The following is a 24,946-nucleotide window of genomic DNA, read 5'->3' as shown; positions in this document are numbered from 1 at the left end:
CAACTTCAACTGATTTTTACGGACTTTAGCCTGATTTAAATTCTTGGACAAAACAATAACAATAGCAACGCACTAACAACAAAAGACTGCAGCAACAGTTCCAAAACATCCCTAAATCTAACTGGAGGCATCTGATAGCACCTCGCCGTTCATTGTCAGTTACCCGCTTGCCGAGACGACTCACCGATTATGCAGTTTTAATTATAGCAAATAAGCGAAAATTCATTGTTATATTATAATTAAGAACATGTTAATTATTTCCCGAAAAACCGGCTAATTCCCGGAGCTCAATGGCCGATGAACTCTCATAATATTATCTTCTGCAGGGACATCCGCGGACTCACCGGACGGGGATAATGGTTGACATACCCTACACGCAGCAACAACTGCATGTTGCCGGTAATGCCCAGTATTGACGGAAGCTCTTTACCAGTCGCTGATTCCTCTATTGCCTGGGTCATCGGATGAAGCGCAATGTTCCTATCCCTTACCATAAGCCAGATTTGCTGCAGGTTTCGCCCGGTTCGAATCAGTTCAGATACAGTTGTATCTTTGCTCGTAAGCACCAGCCACCCACTGCCAGTTCCAGTCTGCTCCTTTACCTTCTTAATGGTTGCTGCCCGAAATTCTTTCTTCAACACAGATTCATACGTATAAAAATTTTTTACATACCAGCGTGATACGCCTTCGATTTCCATTGTCTCCGCTGTTAACCCATTGCCATACCGCCTACTGTCCTGATTTGACCATCGAATCCATCCTGCCAATTCCTGTTGAGTTGAATCGCGATATGCTTGTATCTCATTCGCTAAGATAGTGGCTTCCGCCAAAACCTTACTTTCTTTTGAGTTTCTTGGGTAATAGAGGACATCATCCTGATATCCCTGCGTAATCAGTCTTATATCCTCACCCGATAGTTCTCTTGTTATAAGATTACTTCTTAAAGTCCGGCGTAATTCAATCTGCTGAATGAGCGAATTAGCAGCTTGACCTAATTTATGCAGTTTTACAGCGGCAATCTCTGGATCTTTTGTACTTTGCGCAAAGATTCGTATTTCTGCTTCATACCCGTGGCTGCTTGCCGCCGTTACCAGGTTCTCCAAAAAAGCTCCGATGGAAATCATCATTTCCCGATTTTCCGGATCAACAGCCGGCAGCCAGCGGCTACTATCTGTACCAATTATCCAATGATAGCTGGTAATCATCTTTACTGTCCAGGGTTGCGCATTATGCCCGCTGGGAGCTAAGGCAGCGAGGTATAATATATCAGCAATCTCCGGTTCCAGTACCACTGTAAAAGCAGGAGTTTTCTCCCGCTCAGTGCTCTGTAACTGGTCCAGTGACTGAAACAGCGGAAAACCACCTGCCATGATAAGAGCGCTGCCGCTGTAGGTAATAAATTGCCGCCTATTCATCATTCTGCCTCCTAAATCGGGGATGTACATAACTTAGCTTCTTGCTAACCCGCTTTGATTGATTTTTTGTGCTGCAGCCTTGGCCGCTTTGCGTACAGCTTCCCATACTGTCTGCTTTTTCCCTACAGAGGTATACGGTATATACGTTTTGTTTACCCCTATTCCGGCTACCTCTTCAGTCAGTATGTACCGCCTTTTTACAGCATCATACAAGCGAATTCTGAGTGTGGCTTCCGATTTGATCGCCTTATAAAATAAGATATCGCTAAAATCAGATTTAATTGGCAATATCTCTACTTCTAATACCTGATTGGCCCCGAAACGATTAGCTAGCTCCAACAACTCAGCTGTTCCGGCCCAATTGATTTCATTAAGCGCATTGCCGGCATTTTCATTTCTAATTTCGCTTTCTTTGTTCACTGAGCCCTTTAACTGGTATCGTATTTGCAAAAATACTTCATTCTTAAGCTGTGGGCCGTAAGCTTCTTTTGAACTATCTGTAACAATTAAAAATATTCCTGGCGCTTGACTTTCTTTATACTCGTTGGCATAGCAACTAACCGCTACTCCAGCACTAACTATTAGCATGGCCACAACATAAAAAAGACACTTTACTTTGTTCATAGGTTCCTCCTTAATGCTTTTATAAATAGTTAGTTTATATAAACTAACATTTGTTTATATAAACCCGCTTACTTGCGGGTAATATTATTTATCACTTTATTTAAAAGAAAAGTAAATGTATTTTGTTCTTCTTCATTCAACATTGCTAAAATGCCAGCAGCAAACTGACGATAGCCCTTGCCTTCCAGTTCAATTATTTCCTTACCTTTTTCGGTCAAACTGACATACACTACCCGCAAATCACTTTCTGACGCAAGCTTTTCAATAAATCCACACTGCAAAAGTTTATTGACCGTCACGGTAACAGTAGATTTTTGTACACCAAATATTTCTGCAAGCTCAGTAATGGTAATATTATTTCGTTCCTTTATCACATGCAGATAATGCAATTGGGTTATCGATAAATTAAACAACTCTTTTGAGCTCTGCGTTTCTTCTTTATATCGGCGCATGCTTTCGCGCATTGATTCTGAGATGATGTTTATCGCTTTAACAATGACTTCCTCTTGCTGCATTATGATATACTCCTTAATTTAGTTAGTTTTATATAACTAATATAATGATATGACTAGTTATTGTCAAGCTCTTTTTTAATGAATCAATCGAACATCATTCACCCTTATTCTTATCACTAGCAAAATCTTCAGTAACAAAACCTTCTAGCAAAATCGCCAGAAGGCCTGATTTTCTGCTGGTGCGCCGGCAGGAATCGAACCTGTGCCTTTATTTTAATTGGCCATTTCTAGAATTGTTAAAATGGGAAAAGCCACACTTTGGCAATGTGGCTTAGTTTAATCAATTATTCGACGAACCAGAACCAATTGCAACGCCAATCAAGAGGGCTGCTATTTCACGCAGCGACTGGTCATGACGCTTTTTCTCCTGCTCTTGCCGCTTGTGCCAGTTCCGGTCACTTTCATTGGGCCGGCGCTTCATTTCTCTTTCATGCCGCTCGTTTTCCTGGCGTTTGCGTTCATCGTGATTACGCCGACGTTCATCATCATGCCTATCATCACGATCAAGATATGCTACTCGTTGTGAGCCATTGTTATGTAGTGGTCCTGGTGCTGCTGCGGCTACCGACGAGAACATCCCTACTTGCAGTAACCCAAGCATTGAGTATACGATTATTTTTTTACCTGTAAATTTCATGGGAATACTCACTTCCTTGTTCAATATTGAATCCATGTATTAATAATAACAACCATTATTTAGAATTTCTTTTGAAAACTTGGAAATAGTGAAGATACAATTGCCAAATCCCAATTCATTACAGCAATATTTGGATTCATAGCTTGAGTATTAAATCGTTTAAATTGCACAAAACAAAAGCCGCCCGCCAGGACGAGTCCGGCAGACGGCCCCTATGATCATCTGGGCCAATACATTATTACTAATACGCCAATCAGAGAAATAAAACCGCCAATTATATCAAATCTATCAGGAATAACCTTTTCCACACCCCAGCCCCATAAAATCGATAAGACTATAAATATCCCGCCGTACGCAGCATAAACTCTTCCAAAGCTTGCCGGCTGCAGAGTTGGGATTACACCATATAAAATAAGTATAATTGCGCCTGCAACTGCATAACTAATACCTTTTCCTTCGCGTAACCAAAGCCAAATTAGATATCCACCACCAATTTCGAATAAACCAGCAAGAATAAAATAACCTATTGATTTTATAAATTCCATATGTCCTCCCAGCAATTGAAAATTGTTATCATCAATTATACTACATAAATGCTAATAAGCCCATCCCCTGGCAATGTGATATGGGCTTAAAACGTATTTTATTGTATGGAAAATGCCCGGCCACACAGGCCGGGCAGAACTAAAGGAGACAAACCTTTCAAATAAGTAATGATCCGGGTTGGCAGATTAGGTTAGCAAATTGAGCTACATTCATCCTCGAAACCGCAGAATAATAATAAGATGATTATAATGATTATTATAACAATCCAACTACTACCGCGACCACCGAAGCCTCCACATCCCATAGAACAAACCTCCTTAGATTTGAGTCGTTAAGTATCATGTATGTCGTATCTTATGATTCACAAGAAGATTTTGTTACGGTGGAAATAAAAAGAACCCAGCGCACTGTCCGGGTATAGAGAGGAAGTTCTATGTAAAGGAGATGAATTTATTATAGTTGGCTAATTTTAGAATTACTTTAGAAAACCTAACCAGGCTCGCGCTGGCAGGGGTTAGCGCAAACCGCTCACCAGGACGAGCCCGGCAGGCGTATATAGATATGGCAGCTAATACGCTACTGGAATTACCTCAAAGCTGATAATTTATCAAAAACTAAGTAGCGGTTGCTACTTTGTTTGCTTGGTAAAAATATTTCATATGCGAAAAGCCCGGACAGCGAATAAACGCTATCCGGGTTATGTATTTATTTATTACATTTCTTTTGAAATTGTTGATAGAAATTATTCGAATCTCTGCTTTTTTCCGGAAGAACTTGCTCGTAATCCGTCTGTAAATCGCTACCATTTTTCACAGAGAAGATATTTTCGCAATATTGCATTAGATATGCTAAAACGGATGACGGATTTGATGTTTCAGCAGCATATTGAGGAGCTGCCGATGCTACACCAGTAAACAATCCCGCTTGCATTAATCCTAACATAGAATACACCATAATTTTCTTTTTTACACTTTTCATGTAAAACCTCCTTGTAGAATATTGAAATCACGTTTACATAATATCAATCAAGTTTTAGATTTTTTTTAGAATCGTTCAGTTAAAAAGTTCCAGCGGACAACTTTTCTTACTTAAAATATACCGCTTCCCTGCCGGAGGGTTCTGCACATCTGCGAGCTTTTTTATAAATACTGAAAAAGTCCCCACCAGAATAAACCCGGCAGGCGACTGTTTAGGAACTAAAGGACTTAAAATCTTATATTTCTTAGGGACATAATCTTTGGTTGTTTTTTTAATAGCTGTGTTCATCTGCCTTTGTTAGATGTACGGTTCCTTTCGGATGCTGGGGTGGCGCATAAATTGAAAACAGTTTCAATGGGCTATCCCCTGTATTAATTAGGTTATGCCAAGTCCCTGCTGGAATAACAAAGGCATAACCGTCACCAACATTTCTTTGGAAACACAAATCATTTTTACGAGCGCCCATTTTAACAATCCCCAACCCTTTTTCAATATGGATAAACTGGTCAAGATGAGGATGAATTTCCAGCCCAATATCACCGCCAACAGGGATACACATTAGGGTTAGCTGCATAAAGCCGCCCGTCCATATAGCAGTGCGAAATGTCTTATTTTGTTTTGTTGCCTGCGATATATTTACGACAAAAGGTTTTGGACCATGGTCAATTGTCTGATAAGCGCTTGGCGCTTTATTCATGTAATATTTGGGACAATTCATATTATCCTCCTTTGCCGGGCGTTTGTTATCATTATATGACGCTACGCAAAATTAGGTGATATGTATACTCACTATGTCTACATTTTCAAAACAGGAGAGCTAATATCTTTTTTGACCTTCACGATCAAACAGAATATGATGTTTCTTCAGATCCCAAACCAAACACGCCTTTCCATTCAGCATTATTTCTCAATAAACCACTTACCTTCATCGCAGGATAGATACACCTGTTTATTTGCTATACGGCAGGTATACCTGATTCCCTGGCCCCCTGCTTTGAGTGATGCCGTCATGCGAACGTCAAAGGCTTTATCTATTTCCCATTGGCGGCCGTCTGGCCAGTGTAGAATTTTCGGCATGACAACACCATTAATATCATGATCCGCTGTGATTTTTACGAATGTCTTACCCATTACAAACGCCTCTTACAGAACACCTGTTTGCATTAGCACAGAACGTCCGTTCCGGAATTGCAAGCAGAAATAATTGGAAATAGAAAAGAACCCGGCGCACTGGCCGGGCAAAGTGGAGAATCATTTGTAAAACAGGAACCAACTGCTTACAGAGTTATTATAGGAAGTGATTATGAAAAATCAATGAAAAACCGCACCTCGAATGATGCGGAACTGGTAGTAATTGCGCTGCATTGACCAGCTTTACGGGAGCAGGCTGCCCCCTGTTGCCTACCTAAGTATTTTATATAAAAGTTAAAATGAAATGCTCATAGTGAGCCGGGAAAACGGTCTATACGTCAAAGCCAGGCCGAAAATGCTGTTTAATCAATAAATAGTTTATATACAAAGATTGCAAATAATAGTGCCATCAGCAGCATATTTAGTATCGGAATCTGGCCATCACGGCGAACTTTAAATAAATCAGTAAAGGACATTGCCGTAATCCTCCTTTAAATGTTCTTTAAATAAATATATCGCGACTACATAGTCAAGATTTTTAAATTAATGTAAATTTATTGTACAACCCAATTCTGAAAAAAGCCTGAAAAGAATACCTGCATTCCCTGCCATAAAAAAAAGCCACCCACCAGGACGAACCCGGCAGGCGGCAGTGGTTAAACTATGTAATTATCTGGGGCCTCTATGCATAATCTCATATATTGCTCTTTCGTGACGTTCCTTTTCGCGTTCTTGCCGCTCGTGCCAGTCTCTTTTACTCTCGTGAGGGCGCCGCTTCATTTCATGTTCATGGCGTCTATTCTCTTCTTGGATTCGACGCTCCTTTTCTTTTTCTATATCCCGCTGATGCTGATCGTTCCGATGTTCGTAACCCGGCGGATCACCTGGTCTGGGTGCAGCGGCTTCAGCTGCAGAGGCAAATAAACCCACTTGCATTAATCCTACCATTGAAAATACAACCAGATTTTTAACTATCTTCCGCATGATAACACTCCCTGTATTTGAATTGAATCCATATATTAATATAGCAGTCATAAATTAGAATATGTTTAGATAGTATTGTAAGATTTTAAAAAGTTATCCAGCGGCAAAACCGAACCGAAATAAAACAGCCCATCTCCCGGTCAAATGGCTGAGAGATGGGCTGTGAATTATTGCATTACCGCAATCACTTCAGAAGCTGCTGATCTGGTCGAACGGTGTTCCTTAATGCCGAATGCTATATTTAGTCAATAGCTAATAGCAGTACCTGGATTAATATAAAGATGCCCGGCCACACAGGCCGGGCACAGCTAAGGAGATAGCTTTTCAATTAAGTAATGATCCGGAGTGGTGGATTAGGTTAGCAAGTTGAGCTAAAATCATCCTCAAAGCCGCAGAAAAATAGTAAGATGATTATAATGATTATTATAAAGATAAAACTACCTCCACCACGACCACCGAAGCTTCCAAATCCCATAAAAATCCCTCCTTTGTTGTGACGTGATGTACATTGTATCTTATGACTCACAAGGAAAATCTGTTACATTGATAATAAAAAAGAACCCGGCAGCGCTGACCGGGTAGCATGGAGATATATGTAAACCATAATATGGAGTACTTTTATTGTAATTGGCTAATTTTAGAATTACTTTAGAAAATCTTCATCCGGATTTACGTCGGTAAGGATTAAATAAAAACCGCCCCCCGGAGCATATTTTTATGTGTTTTACACATTTGGCATTAACGAATGTCTTACCCATTACAAACACCTCTTGCAGAACATGAGTTTTGCAAATGCAAGAGGAAATAAATAGAAATACCGACCATACACCGTAATATAAAAACGCCCGGCCCCACACGGGCCGGGCAGAGCTAAGGAGATAACCTAATGATCCATGGTGGGGATTAGGCGGCTAGCAAGTTGAGAAATCATCCTCACAACCGCAAAATAGTAATAAAATAATTATAATGATTATTACAACGATAAAACCGCCTCTACCACGTCCACCGAAGCCTCCAAATCCCATAAAAGTCCTCCTTTGTTGTGTGTCGTGACGTGATGTATATTGTATCTTATGATTCACAAGGAAAATCGGTTACAGTGAAAATAAAAAAGAACCCGGCAGCACCGACCGGGTATAGAGAGGAAGTTTATGTAAAGGAGATATTTTTATTATAATTGGCTAATTTTAGAATTACTTTAGAAAAGCTCCATCCGGATTACGCGGCAAGGATTAGCATAGATTGCTCAGTAAAAATGAAAAAATTTGACAAAGTCCGGAGCTAAAGCACAGCTTATAACACCCTAAACACAAAGTAAAGTATTACAGCTAACATAAGTAAACGCATCCATGTCGACCAACGCCGACGTTTAAGCACGACTTGCTGTTTGGCTAACTCATAAGTAAAAAACATCAGCATCGCCTCCCTATCTCTACTTAATATATCGTCAAACACAATGCTTGCGTATATAGGACTATCGTCTAAAATAAAAACCGCCCCCTGAGGATGCGGCAAAATCATTCGCACTAGCAATATTTTTAATTATATAGTTAAAAAGTTATTTACATTCATTAATTAACACCCTCCTCGTTTGATTGCTTTTGTGCCAGTTCTTTCCTAGTGAACAGCCCCTTTAACATGAGTGGTGTTACCAGCGTGGTTAGGATAACTACGACAATTACTGCGGTAAAGTTTTCTGGATGCAGTAAGTTGGCCTCTAAGCCGATCCGCTGCTAAAATGAGCGCAACTTCCCCGCGTGATACCATGCCAGCCCCTATTCCCAGTGATGATATATTGCTAAAACCAGTTAGTCTCGCTCCTAGCCCCGATCCTAACAGCTTGGTTAAAATGGCAACTATCGTAAGCCCGATAATCATCCAACCCTGGCCGCCTGTCCCGGCAAAAGAAACAGAAAGCCCGATACTGACAAAAAACACCGGCACAAAAAAAGCATAAGCGATAGGCTGGATTTTGCTCTCCACTTTGTGGTACTTAGTTTGCGAAATCGCTATACCGGCAGAAAACGCTCCGATGATCCCGGCAACACCAAGTAATTCAGACAAATAGGCAAAAAAGAAACAAATGATTAGCGCCGCACTGGCAACCGTTTCAGATACTCGCAAAGGAGCTAATATTCTTAATACCCACGGTACACCTTTCCAGCCAAGTAAAGCAATTGCGGCAAAGAACAAGAATTTCTTGCCGATAATTAAACTAAGACTTACTTGCTCTGCCGTGAGCAGGCTCATCACAATCGCCAGCACTATAACGACTAAAATGTCATCCAGCACAGCCGCCCCCAATATGGTTGTGCTTTCATGGCTTTTTAACTGTCCAAGTTCTTTGAGTGTTTGGGCAGAAATACTCACCGAGGTAGCCGAAAATAGCAGGCCTAAAATAACGCATGGCTTTGGTCCATGTCAATTACTAAACCGGCCAGGTAGCCAAAAAGTAATGGCGCGGCAATTCCGCCTACTGCGACGGCAATGGACGAATTAAGATTTTGATTAAGAGCCTTAATATCTGTTTCAAGACCGGCAATGAACATTAAGAGTAAAACGCCGATCTCGCTAATCTGCGTAATCATTTCGGAGGGGGAAATCCACCCCAACACCGCCGGACCGATAAGAATACCGCTAACAAGTTTACCCAATACTGCTGGCTGTCTTAGCTTAACACTTAGCGCTCCACCGAATTTAGTTGGTAAGTAAAATGATCAATATTTGTAAAAACAAAAACATTGATAGCACACCTTCCCCTGTTATATCAAGACAGTAATTTTTGACTTATTTACTTCAGTCTTATCTCTTATATCACCATCCTTTACTATGCATCTCTTATTACACAACAAAAAGCAGCCCTTTTTTTGCATAAAAAGAGAAAACTGCTTTCAAAAAGTCTGGGCCTCCCCCCTGAGTCACCCAGACGACTTGAAAACAGTTTCCTGTCCAACCGAATTTAATGTTTATTCAACTGTACTAAACTTTATCAAAAAGTGGGTAAGATGTCAAATCTAAAAGAGCCGGCGCACTAGCCAGAAGATTAGCATGACTCGTTTTCTCTATGGGCAAGCTAAAAAAAATATACTTTTTTAAGGGGAAGAATCATGGATGAAAAACATAAAGCCCCTCCCTGCCAAAATAAATTGGTTGAGGGATGGGCTTTGCGTTTCACTTCGCCAATGTCTACCTAAAAAATGATACGGGATAACATGATCGTCTTTGAGTTAAACCCGGTTAAATGACAATCCAACAGCATGACGCAAACTGTATGTTCTAGATAATTAATGATGGGAAACATTATCTACAAAGGAGGCAAGCACATGGTTTGGGCTTTTTGGATAGGTCAATTTATTTTTTCATGGGCCATGTGGCTAGCTTTTGCTAGAAAAGGAAGATGGTACGAATATCTGTCGGTATGTATATTTGCATCATGGTTATCATTAGTTGTTGAAGCTATTATGGTGTATTATTCTCTGTGGTCTTATTCTGGGCACCCACTGCTGGCGTTATTTGTAAATGGTCTTGGGAGTTATATAGTGACCATTTATTTATTTGTTCAATGGCTGCCTAATGACCGTTCAGCTAAGTCGATATTGGGGTATTATTTTAAATGGACTCTGGCAGTAATATTCTTTGAGTATATTCATTTATGGCTTGGGCACATCAGCTATCAGAATGGGTGGAACATAGGTTATTCATACTTATCTGATTGGTTTCTCTTTTGGCTGTTTAATAAATATCATAATTTCGTAACTCAAAAATAAAAGAACCCGGTATTCTGTCCGGGTAAAATGGGGGAACTCTATGAACAACTGCCATCTGTTTACTGGTTCATTATATGCAGTGATTATGAAAATACAATGAAAAGCGCATCCCTGAGGATGCGGCAAAGACTTCAATTATGTTGTTATAATGTGTACTATGCGGTATTGTTTGCCGTCTATAATTAAGTAATTGTTAAACAGACTTATATTAATTACTATTATCTTTCTATGGTAACCCTAGGAATTCGTAGTGAAAAATATTGTGGTAGAGAAGAAAAAAGGTTAAAGTTTGAGAATAAGTGCGATGAATTCTAAATCGGCATCACCGATATTCTCCAGCGAATGGCTTTCGCCGTTATCAGTAAATATAATATCGCCTGCTTTGACATCTTTTAAAGAGCCATTATCATTTACTTGGGCATGGCCAGAGACGATGTAATAAACTTCGCAGTCACCTTCGTGTTTATGATAGGGAGTTTTACGTCCTGATTTCAAGGTGATTTTGGCAAAGAGGCTGCTTTTGTTATGCAGCTGAGAATTTTCGAGTAGCGTTGTCAAAGTGCCTTCTCGTTCACCAGTTCGCTGTTCAACGTTCATATCTTGGGCTTTGATAATCATATTTGTCACCCTCCAGTTTTATTATATTACGAAGCCGATACTACCAACTGCATCCTAATATTACATTCTTCCTATATAAATACGACTCCTGCAGTTGGGCAAGTATTTAATATCAATTTCGAGTAAGGTATTCAGTTTAATGCTCCACAAACTACTTGTTTTCCTCGTGGTAAAGCCGCACTTCCCGGTTCATACTTCGGCATAAATACAGCATCCCATGCCACCTGCCTTCATGGCCGGAGCCAATCGCACATCCAGGACCCGGTCAAATTCGTAACTTTTGCCATTGGGCCAGTGCATGAAAAGAGGCTTGATATTGCCTTGTTCGTCATGCTCAGCTGTGACAGTTACAAATGTTTTTGCCATGTTACCACCTCAATCAGACGGCGGAACATATGTTTGCACTTTACAGCAAAAACAGCTGGAAAATAAAAAAAGGACCCGGTGCTTTGGCCGGGTAAAGCTAGGTAATGTATGGCTTTATTATGGAGACGCTTTTATTATATTGGGCTGATATTAGGATTGCCTTTAAGAATAAAACCGCTTGGGTGAGCGGCTAAGACCAAGCATAAGAATTCATTATAACATCTACCCAAAAGCTAGCTAGTACAAGTATCATCAAAATCGCTGAAAAAGAGGAAAAACAAACTAATTATTAAAACGAGAAACCAAAGAGCTCTATTCGTTTCTCCAAAAAACATCACGCAACCTCCTTCGTTGATGTGTTTTTATATACTATTCTTAAGCTAGCAATCGTGCAACCATGATCAGGTCAATTTTCCCAGGTCCAATAAAAAAAAACGCACACCGCGAATGCATTACTCCAGAATGCGTCGAATGGAGTGTTGACGAATGTAATGTACGAATTGCGCGGCAAAAAAATGGTAAAGTTAAATTATCCCGGTGAATAGCTTATCTGGGATGAAGATGCTGGCGACGGAAGGGTGTACCAATGACGTGAATGAATTAGTTCCGGTAATGGAAGATTTTGATTTATTATTGCCACAGGGCAGAAACGTGAAGCAATTAAAAGACATATATCAAATTAAACCCGCAGAATCCCCGGCCTAGCGTCCAGCCCAGGGGAGACACCGGACGACTGTGTACAGAAGAGATTGACAGCCACTACGGTTATTAAAGAGGAGGCAATAAAAATGTTTGTAGGTCTACCAGACCACTGCTATGTGAATTTACCGAGTACCGGGGAGGTAATAGCAATAAAACGCGAGGAGTCAGGCTACTACCCTATACAATCCCGAGCCACTGCTGACGAGTTAAATCAGGCGATAGGCGTGACCAAAGCCCAGGTAAAGGCTATGCTTGTCGGTTCAATGCTTGGCTGGGACGTACCAGGGGCTAACCCAGAAATGTACGAATAATGGTCGGGGTGTAAGCCCCGGCTGTAATGCAGGAGCCTACGTGCTGCGGCCATAGCCCCATGAAAGTAGCGATAATAAATGAATACCCAAGGTGGATGCCGACATGGACAGAATTATAGCCATGCGACAACAGTATAAAACCGAGAATACCGCCAATTAAGCGGTATTTTTCTGCCCAAAATAAAAAAGCCACCCTATCAACAATAGAGCAACTCACATTAGTTTTACCTTGCGAATTATATTAATTAATTTCACAATAGGGATATCATTCCAATATTTAATAGTTCCATATCCTCTCTGTACAGATATTAACATAGTTATACATGTTGTGCCTAATAATAATATATATATTACGTCAAGCATATAGATCCAGTCCTTTCTCTTACCTTTAGTTGACTCTATTATAACGAGAAAATCTTGCAAATATATGACGAGTTTGTGACAAATTAATTACAAATTAAAATCCGCCCACCAGGGCGAACCCGGCAGGCGGCGGTGATCACTCTTGCTTTCTTTCTAGTGCACTGGCAATCCGCTGCAACGCTTTATTTATGCCATTCAGTTGCATTAGCACGTAAATAACCACAACAACATACAAAACCATGAATATCATCCCAACCGGAAAAAATCCACCATCCATCATCATTGCCACACTCCTTTTAGATAGCTTAATCTGTATACAAAGGAGTTATTCATAAAGAATAATCCCCCGGTTTCCCGAGGGTTAGAATCAAGGTTGCTTACAATACATATAAACCAAAGAACATAAAGTAATAACCCCAACGGCCATCATGCCATATACAAAATCTAAAAGCATACTACCCCTCCAAACAAAGAATATTACAGTCTATGTCAAAAAATCCTTTTTATGCCTTAAAAAATAAAAAAATCAGACTGAATGGCGCAGACTCGCAATAAGTCATTGAAGTAACATGATACTTTAATACCAAAATCACTCGAAACCACAAAAGTTAGTCTGTGACATGACAAACTATTGTATTATTTTTCCATAAGACATTTACCCTCATCACAGAATAGGTACACTTGCTTATTCACAATCCAGCAATTATACCTCATGCCCACCCCCCCTGCTTTGAGTGATGCTGCCATACGAACGTCAAGCAATTTGTCAACCTCGTACTTACGCCCGTCTGTCCAATGTAGGCAAAGGGGTTTTATTTTGCCATCTGGATCATGATAGGCAGTTACACCTACGGGTACTTTGTATTTATTTTCCATTCAGCTCCTCGTTTATAGAACATTTGCTTGTATTTAATTTAGAACATATGTTCACGATCAACAAGCGGCAATGAGTGGAAATAAAAAAGGACCCGGCACGCTGGCCGGGGTAAAACTAGGTAATGTATGGTTTTATTATGGAGACAATCTTATTGTATTGGGCTGATATTATAATTACCTTTAAAAAATTAAACCGCTCGGTGAGCGGCTAGGTTATTAATCCTAACATTTTTTTCGTAATCCATTTATAGAATACATCGCCACATCTAATACAAATACATGTATTCCATCCGTGCATCGCTTTATATCCAGCGGTGTGAGCACGTCCTCCACATTCATGCTTAAATACCATGCTTGCCTCCCTCAACAAATTCAATGCAATAATTTTAAGCTATTTGTATTTCAAAAGAATTTGTTAAAAGCTCATATTACAATAATGAAAACAAAACCGCACCCCGGAGGATGCGGCAAAGCACAAATTCATTTTTACGTATGCGTCACTACCCCGGTTACTCCTGGGGTTCTTTTATTATTCGCGCGGAAAAGATTCCACAACAATAATTTTAATCTGCCACCGGCCATTGACATATTCGATATATTCAGAGTTCATAAAATGTTGTAATACTTGATTAAGGGCCTCTTTAGCCGCAAATAACTGCAACCCTCTATCTGGTGCCGTACTGGGATGATTAATCTCCTTATCAATGGCGTAATAATCATCTATAGTTGTTTGCAAGGCTGTTCTTAGCTTTCTGTCCATTTCTACCCCTCCCGTTTTTCCCATACTAATTCATAGCCAAGCGCATCGGCAATTTCCTCTGCTTCCGACAGTCGTAAGGTCTTATATTGTATCTTGTTATTCAAAAGTATAATTAGTGTTGTCATTCAAAGCTATATCTATATAAGAAAGTCGCATAGTAATTTTATTAGCAGTTTTGAATTTGGCTATAAAATCATCTATTTTACTTGAAAAAACTATTTGTCTATAAAACCCATCTCCATGTTAAAGAAGAAGCACCTGACTTGTCCATTAAAATCATTTCTTTCGATATTTAACATAGCAAAAGCTGTAGAATATATGCTAAAACTAAGATATTAATATAATCATAAGTTTTTTCATATAAACATCTCCTTTTTTAAGCTGCCTTGTGATGTACATTCTTTGTCGTGGGATAATTTCCCTGCAAACGCAAACAGCCGCCCACCAGGACGAGCCCGGCAGGCGGCTGCAGTCATAGTAACATTACGCTACCGGAGTCACTTCGAAGCTAGCCATTTATTCGTAATCGTTATCTTTGTGGCTCTCAGTCAATGGTTTAGTTGCTGCAGGTTGTAAGTTAGCAAAGGAGGGGCTGGTAGATTTAGTTTCAGCACGCTCAAAGACACCTTCTTGCCACATCTGATAGCCATATAACAAAATACTAATTATGTTCGCGTATACCACGTTTAATAAAGGATTCAGACTTACCTCATGAAAAATACCTCTATTGCCAAGATAATACACATGAAACAAATATATAAAACCAAAGTTTAGTATTGTATCCACTGCAAAGTATCTCCAAAATCGACCGTACAGAAAATAGAAAAGCCACATAGTAGCAATGGTATTTGCTCCGAATATATACGAAGGTGCTTTAAATGGGTAAGCTGCTTCTTCCCAAACAAACCAACCTAAGGTTTGCCCCATCTCTACAAATAGTATACATATTACTATCGAAAACAGAGCTACAGGCATAAACCGCTTTCTAGCGTCTTTGGGCATGAAGTATAATGTAAACCATGGTAGAATCATCAGGCTCCATAGTATAACTTGATTACTCATCGCTAAACCTCCTCGACTATTGACTCTGATATATTATTTTCCGAACAATTAAATTTTAGTATCAAAAAATTTTCCGTTAGGCGGCAAAATAAAAAATCCCAGCCCCCGGCCAAATGGCTGAGAGATGGATTTGAGCTATTACGCTACCGGAAGCACTTCAAAGCTGATGATTTTGTCAAAAGCCAGATACTCTTTGCTGCCGGTCATTTTGTTCAGCACATAGACCGCAGTACCAGTACCAACTGGTACGGGTGAGCCAGGTCACGAAACCGTCAAGGTCTGCATTAGGCAGCTTGTATTCTCGTTCACTGGAGTCGATCATTGTGACGCGTAGGATTGTTTGTTCGGGATCACGGGGATCTTCCGATTCTTCCGGTGCGGGATTGTACGGAAGAAGCACCTATTAAGCCCCACAATAAGCCCCAAGCACGAAAAAAGCCTTCTCAGTAAACCTGAGAAAGCTTGATTTTCCTATGGTGCTCCCGGCTCCGGAGGCCGGTGCTCTATCCCCTGAGCTACGGGCGCATAACTTAAGGCTAAGCATAGTCTACATCTTTAGGCATTTTCTCTTGTCAAATCTGCAGTATGTTTACAGGAAAGCGGGTGCTCCACCTCCTGGTGTATTGTATCATATCTTCTGAGATTCATGTGAATAGCTGTTGAAATTTTATTTTGTCTTCCATTGACAAATAACACAAAATTATGCTATATTTGTGTTAACTCAAGATTAACACAAAGGAGATGTTATAGATGGCAACTGTAAAGATAGCGAGAACATTAGGTGGACGTTTGAGGGACGCCAGAGAACGGATGGATAATATGACGCAATGGGACGTTGCGAATCGTATGGGTGTAGGTCAAACGGTAATCCAACGGTACGAAACAGATCAAGTGAAAAACCCTCGTAAGGACTATCTTGAGAAGTTTGCTGAAATCTATGGAGTAAGCTATAGCCATCTTGTAGATAATCCTTACGACCTCGATCATATTCCTGAAGAAATCAAAGAGATGCTTTACGATAAACAAGCGTTGCCCTTCATTGCTGAAGCATTCATAAGATATCAAGAGGATAAAATTAAGAGAGCTAAAGAAGCTATTGAACGTAACGTGAGATAACCGTTACGTTTTTCTTTTGTCTATCTCTTTCTTCACCAATGGCGAATACTTCAGACATGTTTAGCAATCGAGCCACTACAGGAATGAACTTCTGGAAAATCCCTCTACAAATCTCAGACATAAGTTTTCGGCTTAAGGTATGGACAGCAAAAGTTATCCTCAACAACATCATATAGAAACGACAAAAGCGGCCTACAGAGCATCCTAAGATACCCTATAGACCGCAACGCAGCATAGCTGCTAGTGTATAAGACTATAGATCAGCGCAAGAGCCAATCCGTACTTTTCAAGTTTTTCGCGTTTAATTTGAGCCTCCAATTGTTTTTCCCGTTGTTCTAGCTGATCGATGTATGCTGTCGATTTCGTCAAGGATGTCTGTACAACTTCTAAGTTCTGCTCTAGCAGTTTCGATTTGTTCCCTAATGTTACCAATTGAGTCTGCAGTTTCGTTGAGTCCTTCTGATATTGCGCCAGCTTTTGTTGCGCTGTCTGCAAGTCCGTTTCTGATTTCATTAGTTCGTTCTCTAGCTTCACTACTTTGCTTCTGAGCATCGCTGAGTCCTGCTCTAATATTGTCAACTGCGGTTCCGTCAATTGATACACTTGCTCGGCCGAAGAGCAAATAGGTACAGACACAAGCAAGCACAACAATAATACCAATGAGCGTAACTTTTGTCTTATCAATGGCAGATCACCACCAGTACTAACCCAAGTACTACTGCAGCACCGAGCCATACTTTCCACTTGGGAAACTTATGGCGTTCTGCGTAAGACTCTACAGAATCATCAATAGCATGACCAGCTTCGTTAACTTTGGTAACTAACTTTTGTTTATCCATCGCTTCGCTCACTCCTTAGTATTTAATGTTCCCATCAAAGTATTTACCGTTGATCTCAAGTGAATCTGTATACTGCCACATGTAGCCCTTGAGATCGTCACGAGTACTCCATTGCGCATTCCATACGGCACAACCTATGCTTCGCCAATCGATATAATCAGTGAGCCAAGAGTAAGACGCATAGATGCCACAATCGAGTCCTATGTTATCTACAAAAACTCTACACATGGCTGTGATCTCAGTTGAATCAAAAGCAAATCCGTGGTTAACCTTATAGTGATCTGCATCCTCCATATCGAAGAACACAGGTAGTTCCAAAAGTACTCCTGCGGAATCAATAGCTTCTCTGCAGTTTATTGCCTCTTGTAATGCATCAGATACCGAGAGTGCATAAGAATAGTGATAGGATCCAACCTTAAGTCCTGCTGCTTTTGCTCCTTGGACATGCTGCAGGAACATTGAGTCTTTCGAATGTAATCCATAAGAACAACGTATGATTGCGAATTCGATTCCTGCGTTAGCTACAGCTTGCCAATCGATATAACCATTGTTTTCACTTACGTCTATGCCTTTCATCTTAACCTCCGACAAACTTAAGTGATACATTGAACAGTCCTACTATGATTGCACCATAGACCCACTTACGGAAATCCTTCAGGTCTTTTAGGTCATCCTTAAATATCCCACAGCGTTCACTGCAGATTTTCTCTTGAACATAGTTAGTAGATATATGTGTTGATAAGTCTTTAATACTCGCGTTAGTTTCCTTAATACTTTCATTAGTTTGTTTCTGTACGTCAATCAACATGTTCATCTGTGTTGGCAACGACAGTAATGGTCTAATGTCATCCTCAAGTTTATCAACGCGTGACTCAAGATGCTCTATTTTATCCATGCATCACCTCCGTTATTTCTTTTTGAAAGCATTAGTAGTCAAATGTAATCCATAAGCTGTCAACATCGGCAACCATATGCGCATAAGGTTCTCGAAGTACTGCGGAAAATAAACTAATGTCACCACCAGGATCGGTGGTGACATTACGATTATCAGTACGAATTCTATTGTCATTGTTATGCGATTCCATGAGACATCTGTAGGCTCTGTAGAGTCCGACAGTGTTAACGGTAGGTTGCCTATGATTTGTTTAAGGAGGTCTATGAGTTTGCTCCACATAAAAATAACGCCCTATTCCGGCGTTTCTACAGGTGTTACTTCGGTTTATTCTATTGGTTCTATTGATGCTCGATAGTTCGCTATGACTTCCTCAGTCCAAACGGCGTTTGCCACCGCAATTACTCTTTCGTCTTCGTTTGATATATCATCACAGGGAGAAAGAACGTGTCTGTGATATTTCTTTGATATTTCTTCACCATCCTCCATAATACGATCTGCTTGTAAGCAGTCAATCAAAATGCAGAGTTTTCCGCCACAAAGTGCAGAGTTTTTCAAGTAATACTTTTGCGGTGCTTTAAGCGATAACTGTCACCAGTCATATTGATAATCTCGCAGTGGTGGATTAGGCGGTCAAGAATGGCTGTTGTAATCGTTGCATCGCCAAGGAACTCAGCCCACTCGTCGAACCCTTTGTTTGATGTAATAATCATCGAAGTACGCTCGGCCATAGAAGACACAAAGCTAAAGAATAAATTAGCCTCTGCCGGGGAGAGTGGCATAAACCCAACTTCGTCAACAATCACCAGAGCAGCCTTACTTAAATATCTGAGTCGACGTTTGCTGGCTCTGGAAATTTCGGACGTTTTTAGAATCTTCATAAGGGTATCCAAGGTTTCAAACGCCACTGCATAACCCAAGTTCAGCCCCTTCACCGCCAGGGACAAAGCAAGATGGGTTTTACCAACGCCGGGAGGCCCCAACAAGCAAACATTGTATGCTTGTTCAACCCACGTCATATCACTTAGCCGCAACATCTGTTCCTTGGAAACACTGCGTTGAAAACCGAAATCAAAAGAATCCATGGTTTTCTCAGCAGGCAGGCTTGCTCTGCGGCGGCGTAGCAGATTCTGTTTTTGTACTCGAAGCCGTTGCTGTTCCAGTAAAAACAGTTCTACACTCTCCACGGGTGTTAGTGAATTTTTACCTGCAAAAAGTGCTTCAAAATCCACGGGAGTCATGCGTAAATCAGAAAGTAGTCCAGTTACCCGGTCAATTGGCCGCATCATCATCGGTCACCACTTTCCTTGGCATAGACATCAAGCGAGCGCTTTTGCGTTGTCACATGATACTTTGCATTGCTCATCGGAAGGGGCAACTCTGGCGGCTGGGGTTGTTTAAAGGCATTGTGTTCCAGATAGTCTTTTATGTAATTCGCGCTGTAAAGGTTACTGTACTGGCAAAAACCTACAGCTTCCAGGACAGCGTCTACAGCATATTGGTCGCAGAGCGTATGGATCAGCTTAAATTGATCTCTGGCATACCGGGATTTCTCTGTACGGATCGTTTGGAGAAAGTCATCCGCCTTGGCAAGAAGAAGCGTACCCAGTGCAACCTGCATCTGGTTCAGAGAGCTGGTTCTGTCGCGCTGGTGGCTTCTGCTTTGGATGAGCAGACCCCGACCGTTGGAAATGCGATGTTGGCAAATGCGATCGCCAAATACAGTCTGAATGTATAAAATGCCATCTTTGGGCACAATACAAACCTCTTTTTGCGCATTGTAAGTGCCAAGTGGAACGGAATAACGGTTGCTGTCATAAATAACGGTATTGTCCTTGCGGACAGTTCTACATAGGTGAGCGCCGTTATTTTCTGCGCAATCGACCAGCGGCCGTAAGTATTCCCGTTCTTCGGCAAATACTTCGGCAGGCACACGCTTTGTTGTTCCGTGAATTTTTGCGTTTGCGGTACGCTCCAACCAATCCAGGCAGCTGCTGTTTAGAATATCATCATCCACGTAAAGCCGGTTTTCCAGAAAATTGCCTTTCACATATTTCACGGTGCTTTCCACCTTCCCCTTGCTTTCAGGGTCAGCACCACGGCACATATAAATACTCAGTTTGCACTCCTGCCGAAGTTTTTCAAATTCATAAGTATGTATGATATCACCGGCATTTTCTGCCACGCAAACGATACTATCCTGGTCAAAAACCATCTCTTGCGGCATTCCGCCCATATACCTGAAGCATTGGTGACATACTCGCACCAAATCCGAAGCGGTGTAGGGGCGGCTCTGTAATTCGGCATATTTAAAACGGGAATGTGCCAGAACAAAAGCTGCAGCATAGACCTTGATGCGGCCACCGTCTACATTTTTCAGCCACTTCTCGCCAAAGTCTACTTGCAATTGCTGCCCCATTGGCAATTCAGGAACAGCTGCATAATCTCGTTGATTGAGTGCTTTGCGCAGATCATACTCATTCCGCAGGTTCTTTACATACCGAGAGACCGTTCGTTCGCTAAAGGTCGCGCTGTAGTGTTCTTTTAACCAATCACAAACCTGTGCTGCGCTAAGCGTAGGATAATCCCGTAGCCAGCTGATGATTGTGTCCTGGTAATCGTCTAGCAGCCTGACCTTGCAGACCGTGGCGACATTAGATTCATACTCATCCACCGTCATATTCCAGTAGCGGTCCACTGTTCTCCAGTTGATGCCAAGACTTTTCGCCACGGTATCTTTTCGGAATCCGCGTTCTTTTAGTTGATGTATTTTGCTATACACAGAATATCCCTTCATTTCTAGCAGCCTCCATACTCAGCGTGCTTCTATTGTATCAGCTGACTGGAAACTGTGTAGTTATTGGCGAAAAACTGTGTGCTTTGTGGCGAGAAAGTTTGTAGTTCTACTGGCTTAAAACTCTGTATTTTAGTTTACCATTTACACTGCTCTACGTATTTGTATTTGATTTGTTTCAAGAACTTCAATTTTATCAATTACACATATTTTTTCTAACGACATTTTATATTCCTCCCTTAAGATACGTAATAAAAACCAGTTGCTACCATGCTATTTGACGTGTCCATTGCAACTTCTGTTGCAGTACTAGCCATTTGATAAATAAACAAATTTGTTGAGCCACCACTTAAGACACCGACTAAACTTCCCGTAAAGGTTAACCCATTTGCCCATAAGGAACACGCGGGGTTGTAAGATGAATTAACTGTAAATGGCAATCCACCAATTCTCATGTTTCCTGTTCCAGTATGTGCTGACAGCGAAAAAGCCAAATGAAAATACACTACGTTTCCTATTTTAGTATAAACCCCACTTTGAACGGAATACGTGCCCGTTCCAGCCGTGGTAGTTCCATAAACATACGGCGTGAAAGTTCCCTCTTCGTAATCGTCCAAAGTATTGGGATCAGATGCAGGTTTTTGAGTTGGGGGGAAAGCTAATTGACCGCCTGAGAGTGAAACAGAAGTAGCAGCATTTATTGTAACTCCACCAGTATCATATACGTTAATTCCAGCACTACCTGTCACATTATACATTGCCAAGTATGGAGTAGTAGCTTTAATAACACCCACGTAGCCTAGATTTGTGCTGCCAGTATTAAATCGTAGTACATGGCTAGAAGCACTCCGTATATATAAGTCTCCAGTATCAACATATGTTCCCCCTGAGAAAGTTGGGGCTATTATAGTAGGACTTTCTAAAGCTGCTAATGTTCTTATTTGTGGTGACTGAGCATTAGGGAATGTTATCCCTGTTTCGTCAGTAATAAGACTTATTGTAAATCCAGTACTTGGAAAGGTAGACGTGCCTCCAGCAGTTAATTGTACTTCGTCAATTTTTATAGAAGGGTAAGACCAAAACGTTGTTGTTATACCTAATAAAATGCAACAATTAGTTCCATCGTGCCCAAATCTAACGGAAGTAAATGGACAATTAGGTGAAAGAGTCGCCGCTGCATAAATCCATTGAGAACCACCACTATAATTATAGCCAGTAATATTAGCTTCCCATACTGACGCGGGACTATTTGAGTAGTTATACCCTGTTATTTTAAAACGCATCATTGTTGAGTTCCAAGTAGTTGGAATAGTTATTTTTATTGTCCCTGTTATAGTGTTATTATAAAAATATCTCGCTATGTCCTTCAGAACGCGTACGCTGCTTATAGTATTGTCTGTTACACCATCACTATTAGTGGCAGTTAATGTTTTTATCTGTGGTGCTGCTAAATTCGGAAATGTTACTCCTGTTTCTGATGTTATAAAAGACAAAGACCAACCAGTGGCAGGTACATAGTTAACACCATTAAATGACACTTGAACTTCTGGTATGTTTATAGATGGATAACTCCAAACTGTAGCTGTAGTGCCTAATAAAATGCAATAGTTTGTACCATCGTGTGCAAAACGAACTGAAGTGAATGGGCAGTTAGGTGAAAGTATCGCCGCCAAACATTCCCACTTAGAAGTTCCCGTATTTACATAGCCGCTTAATATGGCATCCCATGCTGATCCAGGTGATGCGACATGACTATAACCAGAAACGGTCAATTTCATCATTGAAATTACGGTTGTTGATGGTAACGATATTTTTAATGCTCCTGTTACAGCGTTACTATTGTAACTTCTTGCAACATCTCTTAGTACGCGTACACCGGAAATGTTGCTATCATTTGATAGTGCTGTCTTTACTACAGGCGTATTACTAGACGTTGACATAGTAATTCCAGTTTCGTCTGTAATAAACGATAAAGTCCATCCAGCAGCAGGTATTGTCTGATTATTTGTATGTGATAATTGTACTTCATCAATCTTTATCGCTGGATAATTCCATGTTGTAGTTGTTGTTCCTAAAAGTATGCAGCAGTTTGTGCCGTCATGACCAAATCGCACACTGGTAAACGGGCAGCTTGGGGATAGTAATGCCGACAAACCCGTAGTACCCCATGATGAGCCAGGATTATACCCGTTTAAAACGGCATCCCAACTTGCTAGCTCATTTCCAATGTAGTTAAAACCAGAAACCAAAATACGTAACATTGTACCAGACCAAGTATATGGTATAGTAATTTTCAATGTACCTGTAACAGTACTGGAACCATTATAGATTCTAGCTAAATCTCTTAATACTCTCACACTACTTAAAGTATTATCCTTAAATAGTTCTTCATACCAACTTCCCCATGAACCACCAGACTGATTTCTGACGAAACGTTGAAATGCTGTTGAAGGATGAGTTGTAGTTAATACTTGTGTAGCATAACCTGTTGCGTTTATCTTAGTAACCTGCAACGTGAAAGGTATAGTTACTGACACCGGAACATTCAGTAAAGATGCCGTAATAGTATTACTGTTGCTTCGATAGTCTCCCGGTGTGGTTAAATTGTTTAAATCAGTTCCTGCTGCAATGTCTATTCCTTCGTAATCAATAGTTGATAAAGTTTTTATTATAGGTGAACCGGATATGGTTATTCCTGTCTCATCGGTAATGTAACTTAGTGTCCAGCCTGTAGCTGGTATACCTGACATACCGTTGAAAGATAGCTGCACTTCGTCTATTTTTATCGCAGGATAGTGCCAAGCAGTACTTGTTACTCCAAGCAGAATGCAACAATTAGCCCCATCATGGCCGAACCTTACAGAAGTGAAAGGGCAACCAGGAGATAATAAAGCTGATACAGCAGCAGAGTTCCAAGAACCACTACCCGCTGATGCATTATACCCGCTAATAGTGACATTCCACGGTAGAGTACTGGACGAATGGTTAAAACCAGAAACAACAATACGCATCATTGCATTATTCCAAGATATAGGAATGGTGATTTTCAAAGTACCAGTAACTGGAATGTTGCTAGAAAAAATTCTTGCTACATCTTTTAAAACTCTCACATTGCTGATAGTTTTATCCAGGAAAGAGTATTTAGCATCAGACTCTGTTTTTGTGTAAGCATCTGTTATTCCATAGCCAGCCAGAGTAGTTGCTTGATTCGCCTTTTGTCCAATCTTAGCAAGCACAGTAGCGGAAAAATCAGGATCATTCCCAAGAGCATTCGCTAGTTCATAAAGAGTATCCAGTGCTTCGGGCGAGCCGTTGACCAGTTCTGCGATAGCTCCGTCAACGTAGGAGTGTAGAACTTCTTCTGACACACCTTCATCCTTAAGTACTCTAAAGTTTTCTATGATTGCTTCAAATGCTTCTTTAGGAGAACTTTTGACCCCCCATGATCCAGCATGAGTTATATTACCTTGTGCATCCCTTTGTTCGCCATATTCGAATGACATCTAATCACTCCTTTGTTAAGAGTAATGGGACATCGAAATGATGTCCCATTTTTCACCCACAGTTACATTATTGTTACATTCGTAAAAAGTTTCGTTTCTTGTCTCTAGGTCTTCAATAGAAGGTAAAACATTTATAGTTGCAATGAT

At 40.7% G+C, this 24,946-nt stretch carries 27 protein-coding genes and 1 pseudogene; 3 read left to right on the top strand and 25 right to left on the bottom strand.

All coding sequences use genetic code 11. The features are described 5' to 3' along the window. Window positions 1–305: 305 nt before the first annotated feature. The 10 genes and pseudogenes from SATMO3_RS10870 to SATMO3_RS10825 all read right to left on the bottom strand — a co-directional run bounded on the left by SATMO3_RS10870 (window position 306) and on the right by SATMO3_RS10825 (window position 9,484). Entirely contained in the window at window positions 306–1,418 is a 1,113-nt protein-coding gene (locus tag SATMO3_RS10870) for a nitroreductase (protein ID WP_371380794.1), read from the bottom strand. Window positions 1,419–1,448: 30 nt separating this feature from the next. Continuing rightward, window positions 1,449–2,039 (bottom strand): hypothetical protein, encoded by a 591-nt coding sequence (locus SATMO3_RS10865; protein WP_371380793.1) that lies wholly within the window; start codon window positions 2,037–2,039, stop codon window positions 1,449–1,451. Window positions 2,040–2,107: 68 nt separating this feature from the next. Beyond that, on the bottom strand, window positions 2,108–2,554 hold the full coding sequence (locus SATMO3_RS10860; RefSeq protein WP_371380791.1) for a MarR family winged helix-turn-helix transcriptional regulator: 447 nt from the start codon (window positions 2,552–2,554) through the stop codon (window positions 2,108–2,110). Between the two features lie 280 nt (window positions 2,555–2,834). Next, entirely contained in the window at window positions 2,835–3,131 is a 297-nt protein-coding gene (locus tag SATMO3_RS10855; protein ID WP_371380789.1) for a hypothetical protein, read from the bottom strand. A gap of 278 nt (window positions 3,132–3,409) precedes the next feature. Then, window positions 3,410–3,736, bottom strand: a complete 327-nt coding sequence (locus tag SATMO3_RS10850; protein ID WP_371380788.1) for a YnfA family protein — start codon at window positions 3,734–3,736, stop codon at window positions 3,410–3,412. Between the two features lie 706 nt (window positions 3,737–4,442). Continuing rightward, window positions 4,443–4,715: a hypothetical protein gene (locus tag SATMO3_RS10845; protein WP_371380786.1), complete on the bottom strand. Its 273-nt coding sequence runs from the start codon at window positions 4,713–4,715 to the stop codon at window positions 4,443–4,445. A gap of 271 nt (window positions 4,716–4,986) precedes the next feature. After that, the gene (locus tag SATMO3_RS10840; RefSeq protein ID WP_371380784.1) at window positions 4,987–5,433 is read right to left on the bottom strand and encodes a cupin domain-containing protein; all 447 of its coding nucleotides are present in this window, start codon (window positions 5,431–5,433) and stop codon (window positions 4,987–4,989) included. A gap of 182 nt (window positions 5,434–5,615) precedes the next feature. Further along, a complete protein-coding gene (locus SATMO3_RS10835) occupies window positions 5,616–5,846 on the bottom strand; it encodes a hypothetical protein (protein WP_371380782.1) in 231 nt (76 codons plus the stop codon). Between the two features lie 669 nt (window positions 5,847–6,515). After that, window positions 6,516–6,830, bottom strand: coding sequence for a hypothetical protein (locus SATMO3_RS10830; protein ID WP_371380781.1), 315 nt, complete (start codon window positions 6,828–6,830; stop codon window positions 6,516–6,518). A gap of 1,617 nt (window positions 6,831–8,447) precedes the next feature. Continuing rightward, window positions 8,448–9,484 (bottom strand): annotated as a pseudogene (locus SATMO3_RS10825) (cation:proton antiporter). 669 nt (window positions 9,485–10,153) lie between these two features. Between SATMO3_RS10825 and SATMO3_RS10820 the strand changes: the two are divergent. Continuing rightward, window positions 10,154–10,597 carry a CBO0543 family protein gene (locus SATMO3_RS10820; protein WP_371380779.1) on the top strand — a complete coding sequence of 148 codons (444 nt, stop codon included), beginning with the start codon at window positions 10,154–10,156 and terminating at the stop codon, window positions 10,595–10,597. A 282-nt stretch (window positions 10,598–10,879) separates the two neighbouring features. On the opposite strand, the gene SATMO3_RS10815 is transcribed toward SATMO3_RS10820, so the two are convergent. Beyond that, on the bottom strand, window positions 10,880–11,215 hold the full coding sequence (locus tag SATMO3_RS10815) for a cupin domain-containing protein (protein WP_371380778.1): 336 nt from the start codon (window positions 11,213–11,215) through the stop codon (window positions 10,880–10,882). A 189-nt stretch (window positions 11,216–11,404) separates the two neighbouring features. Continuing rightward, a complete protein-coding gene (locus tag SATMO3_RS10810) occupies window positions 11,405–11,581 on the bottom strand; it encodes a hypothetical protein (RefSeq protein WP_371380776.1) in 177 nt (58 codons plus the stop codon). A 788-nt stretch (window positions 11,582–12,369) separates the two neighbouring features. Between SATMO3_RS10810 and SATMO3_RS10805 the strand changes: the two genes are divergently transcribed. Beyond that, the gene (locus SATMO3_RS10805; RefSeq protein WP_371380774.1) at window positions 12,370–12,594 is read left to right on the top strand and encodes a hypothetical protein; all 225 of its coding nucleotides are present in this window, start codon (window positions 12,370–12,372) and stop codon (window positions 12,592–12,594) included. Here SATMO3_RS10805 and SATMO3_RS10800 read toward each other — a convergent pair. The 5 genes from SATMO3_RS10800 to SATMO3_RS10780 form a co-directional block, all read right to left on the bottom strand. Continuing rightward, entirely contained in the window at window positions 12,572–12,811 is a 240-nt protein-coding gene (locus tag SATMO3_RS10800; RefSeq protein ID WP_371380772.1) for a hypothetical protein, read from the bottom strand. The genes SATMO3_RS10805 and SATMO3_RS10800 overlap by 23 nt on opposite strands. A gap of 282 nt (window positions 12,812–13,093) precedes the next feature. Further along, the gene (locus tag SATMO3_RS10795; protein ID WP_371380770.1) at window positions 13,094–13,240 is read right to left on the bottom strand and encodes a hypothetical protein; all 147 of its coding nucleotides are present in this window, start codon (window positions 13,238–13,240) and stop codon (window positions 13,094–13,096) included. Between the two features lie 1,122 nt (window positions 13,241–14,362). After that, window positions 14,363–14,593, bottom strand: a complete 231-nt coding sequence (locus tag SATMO3_RS10790) for a hypothetical protein (protein WP_371380769.1) — start codon at window positions 14,591–14,593, stop codon at window positions 14,363–14,365. Between the two features lie 516 nt (window positions 14,594–15,109). Next, window positions 15,110–15,655: a hypothetical protein gene (locus tag SATMO3_RS10785; RefSeq protein ID WP_371380767.1), complete on the bottom strand. Its 546-nt coding sequence runs from the start codon at window positions 15,653–15,655 to the stop codon at window positions 15,110–15,112. Window positions 15,656–15,830: 175 nt separating this feature from the next. Then, the gene (locus SATMO3_RS10780; protein WP_371380765.1) at window positions 15,831–16,055 is read right to left on the bottom strand and encodes a hypothetical protein; all 225 of its coding nucleotides are present in this window, start codon (window positions 16,053–16,055) and stop codon (window positions 15,831–15,833) included. Between the two features lie 350 nt (window positions 16,056–16,405). On the opposite strand from SATMO3_RS10780, the gene SATMO3_RS10775 reads away from it, so the two are divergent. Next, complete coding sequence (locus SATMO3_RS10775; protein ID WP_371380763.1) at window positions 16,406–16,771, top strand: helix-turn-helix domain-containing protein; 366 nt, start codon at window positions 16,406–16,408, stop codon at window positions 16,769–16,771. Window positions 16,772–17,011: 240 nt separating this feature from the next. Here the strand turns inward: SATMO3_RS10775 and SATMO3_RS10770 are convergent, their stop codons facing one another. The 8 genes from SATMO3_RS10770 to SATMO3_RS10735 form a co-directional block, all read right to left on the bottom strand. Beyond that, a complete protein-coding gene (locus SATMO3_RS10770; RefSeq protein WP_371380761.1) occupies window positions 17,012–17,323 on the bottom strand; it encodes a hypothetical protein in 312 nt (103 codons plus the stop codon). A gap of 128 nt (window positions 17,324–17,451) precedes the next feature. Further along, window positions 17,452–17,610 carry a hypothetical protein gene (locus SATMO3_RS10765; RefSeq protein WP_371380759.1) on the bottom strand — a complete coding sequence of 53 codons (159 nt, stop codon included), beginning with the start codon at window positions 17,608–17,610 and terminating at the stop codon, window positions 17,452–17,454. Window positions 17,611–17,625: 15 nt separating this feature from the next. Then, window positions 17,626–18,186: a GH25 family lysozyme gene (locus SATMO3_RS10760; RefSeq protein ID WP_371380757.1), complete on the bottom strand. Its 561-nt coding sequence runs from the start codon at window positions 18,184–18,186 to the stop codon at window positions 17,626–17,628. Window position 18,187: 1 nt separating this feature from the next. After that, on the bottom strand, window positions 18,188–18,505 hold the full coding sequence (locus SATMO3_RS10755; protein WP_371380755.1) for a hypothetical protein: 318 nt from the start codon (window positions 18,503–18,505) through the stop codon (window positions 18,188–18,190). Between the two features lie 324 nt (window positions 18,506–18,829). After that, complete coding sequence (locus SATMO3_RS10750; protein WP_371380753.1) at window positions 18,830–18,991, bottom strand: hypothetical protein; 162 nt, start codon at window positions 18,989–18,991, stop codon at window positions 18,830–18,832. Between the two features lie 65 nt (window positions 18,992–19,056). Next, window positions 19,057–19,794 (bottom strand): IS21-like element helper ATPase IstB, encoded by a 738-nt coding sequence (gene istB, locus SATMO3_RS10745; RefSeq protein WP_371371064.1) that lies wholly within the window; start codon window positions 19,792–19,794, stop codon window positions 19,057–19,059. Beyond that, on the bottom strand, window positions 19,791–21,299 hold the full coding sequence (gene istA / locus SATMO3_RS10740) for an IS21 family transposase (protein WP_371371065.1): 1,509 nt from the start codon (window positions 21,297–21,299) through the stop codon (window positions 19,791–19,793). Before istA ends, istB begins: the two co-directional genes overlap by 4 nt. A 236-nt stretch (window positions 21,300–21,535) precedes the next feature. After that, window positions 21,536–24,799, bottom strand: a complete 3,264-nt coding sequence (locus tag SATMO3_RS10735; RefSeq protein WP_371380751.1) for a hypothetical protein — start codon at window positions 24,797–24,799, stop codon at window positions 21,536–21,538. Window positions 24,800–24,946: the final 147 nt, after the last annotated feature.

This window comes from Sporomusa aerivorans (assembly GCF_041428895.1).
Classification (GTDB): Bacteria; Bacillota; Negativicutes; order Sporomusales; family Sporomusaceae; genus Sporomusa; species Sporomusa aerivorans.
This window is presented reverse-complemented; position numbering and strand designations above follow the sequence as displayed.

Excerpts from the sequence above, each read along its gene's own strand:
- SATMO3_RS10870 (WP_371380794.1), bottom strand. The coding sequence starts at position 1,418 with ATGATGAATAGGCGGCAATTTATTACCTACAGCGGCAGCGCTCTTATC.
- SATMO3_RS10865 (WP_371380793.1), bottom strand. The coding sequence starts at position 2,039 with ATGAACAAAGTAAAGTGTCTTTTTTATGTTGTGGCCATGCTAATAGTT.
- SATMO3_RS10860 (WP_371380791.1), bottom strand. The coding sequence starts at position 2,554 with ATGCAGCAAGAGGAAGTCATTGTTAAAGCGATAAACATCATCTCAGAA.
- SATMO3_RS10855 (WP_371380789.1), bottom strand. The coding sequence starts at position 3,131 with ATGTTCTCGTCGGTAGCCGCAGCAGCACCAGGACCACTACATAACAAT.
- SATMO3_RS10850 (WP_371380788.1), bottom strand. The coding sequence starts at position 3,736 with ATGGAATTTATAAAATCAATAGGTTATTTTATTCTTGCTGGTTTATTC.
- SATMO3_RS10845 (WP_371380786.1), bottom strand. The coding sequence starts at position 4,715 with ATGAAAAGTGTAAAAAAGAAAATTATGGTGTATTCTATGTTAGGATTA.
- SATMO3_RS10840 (WP_371380784.1), bottom strand. The coding sequence starts at position 5,433 with ATGAATTGTCCCAAATATTACATGAATAAAGCGCCAAGCGCTTATCAG.
- SATMO3_RS10835 (WP_371380782.1), bottom strand. The coding sequence starts at position 5,846 with ATGGGTAAGACATTCGTAAAAATCACAGCGGATCATGATATTAATGGT.
- SATMO3_RS10830 (WP_371380781.1), bottom strand. The coding sequence starts at position 6,830 with ATGCGGAAGATAGTTAAAAATCTGGTTGTATTTTCAATGGTAGGATTA.
- SATMO3_RS10820 (WP_371380779.1), top strand. The coding sequence starts at position 10,154 with ATGGTTTGGGCTTTTTGGATAGGTCAATTTATTTTTTCATGGGCCATG.
- SATMO3_RS10815 (WP_371380778.1), bottom strand. The coding sequence starts at position 11,215 with ATGATTATCAAAGCCCAAGATATGAACGTTGAACAGCGAACTGGTGAA.
- SATMO3_RS10810 (WP_371380776.1), bottom strand. The coding sequence starts at position 11,581 with ATGGCAAAAACATTTGTAACTGTCACAGCTGAGCATGACGAACAAGGC.
- SATMO3_RS10805 (WP_371380774.1), top strand. The coding sequence starts at position 12,370 with ATGTTTGTAGGTCTACCAGACCACTGCTATGTGAATTTACCGAGTACC.
- SATMO3_RS10795 (WP_371380770.1), bottom strand. The coding sequence starts at position 13,240 with ATGATGATGGATGGTGGATTTTTTCCGGTTGGGATGATATTCATGGTT.
- SATMO3_RS10790 (WP_371380769.1), bottom strand. The coding sequence starts at position 14,593 with ATGGACAGAAAGCTAAGAACAGCCTTGCAAACAACTATAGATGATTAT.
- SATMO3_RS10785 (WP_371380767.1), bottom strand. The coding sequence starts at position 15,655 with ATGAGTAATCAAGTTATACTATGGAGCCTGATGATTCTACCATGGTTT.
- SATMO3_RS10775 (WP_371380763.1), top strand. The coding sequence starts at position 16,406 with ATGGCAACTGTAAAGATAGCGAGAACATTAGGTGGACGTTTGAGGGAC.
- SATMO3_RS10770 (WP_371380761.1), bottom strand. The coding sequence starts at position 17,323 with ATGCTCAGAAGCAAAGTAGTGAAGCTAGAGAACGAACTAATGAAATCA.
- SATMO3_RS10765 (WP_371380759.1), bottom strand. The coding sequence starts at position 17,610 with ATGGATAAACAAAAGTTAGTTACCAAAGTTAACGAAGCTGGTCATGCT.
- SATMO3_RS10760 (WP_371380757.1), bottom strand. The coding sequence starts at position 18,186 with ATGAAAGGCATAGACGTAAGTGAAAACAATGGTTATATCGATTGGCAA.
- SATMO3_RS10755 (WP_371380755.1), bottom strand. The coding sequence starts at position 18,505 with ATGGATAAAATAGAGCATCTTGAGTCACGCGTTGATAAACTTGAGGAT.
- SATMO3_RS10750 (WP_371380753.1), bottom strand. The coding sequence starts at position 18,991 with ATGGAGGATGGTGAAGAAATATCAAAGAAATATCACAGACACGTTCTT.
- istB (WP_371371064.1), bottom strand. The coding sequence starts at position 19,794 with ATGATGATGCGGCCAATTGACCGGGTAACTGGACTACTTTCTGATTTA.
- istA (WP_371371065.1), bottom strand. The coding sequence starts at position 21,299 with ATGAAGGGATATTCTGTGTATAGCAAAATACATCAACTAAAAGAACGC.
- SATMO3_RS10735 (WP_371380751.1), bottom strand. The coding sequence starts at position 24,799 with ATGTCATTCGAATATGGCGAACAAAGGGATGCACAAGGTAATATAACT.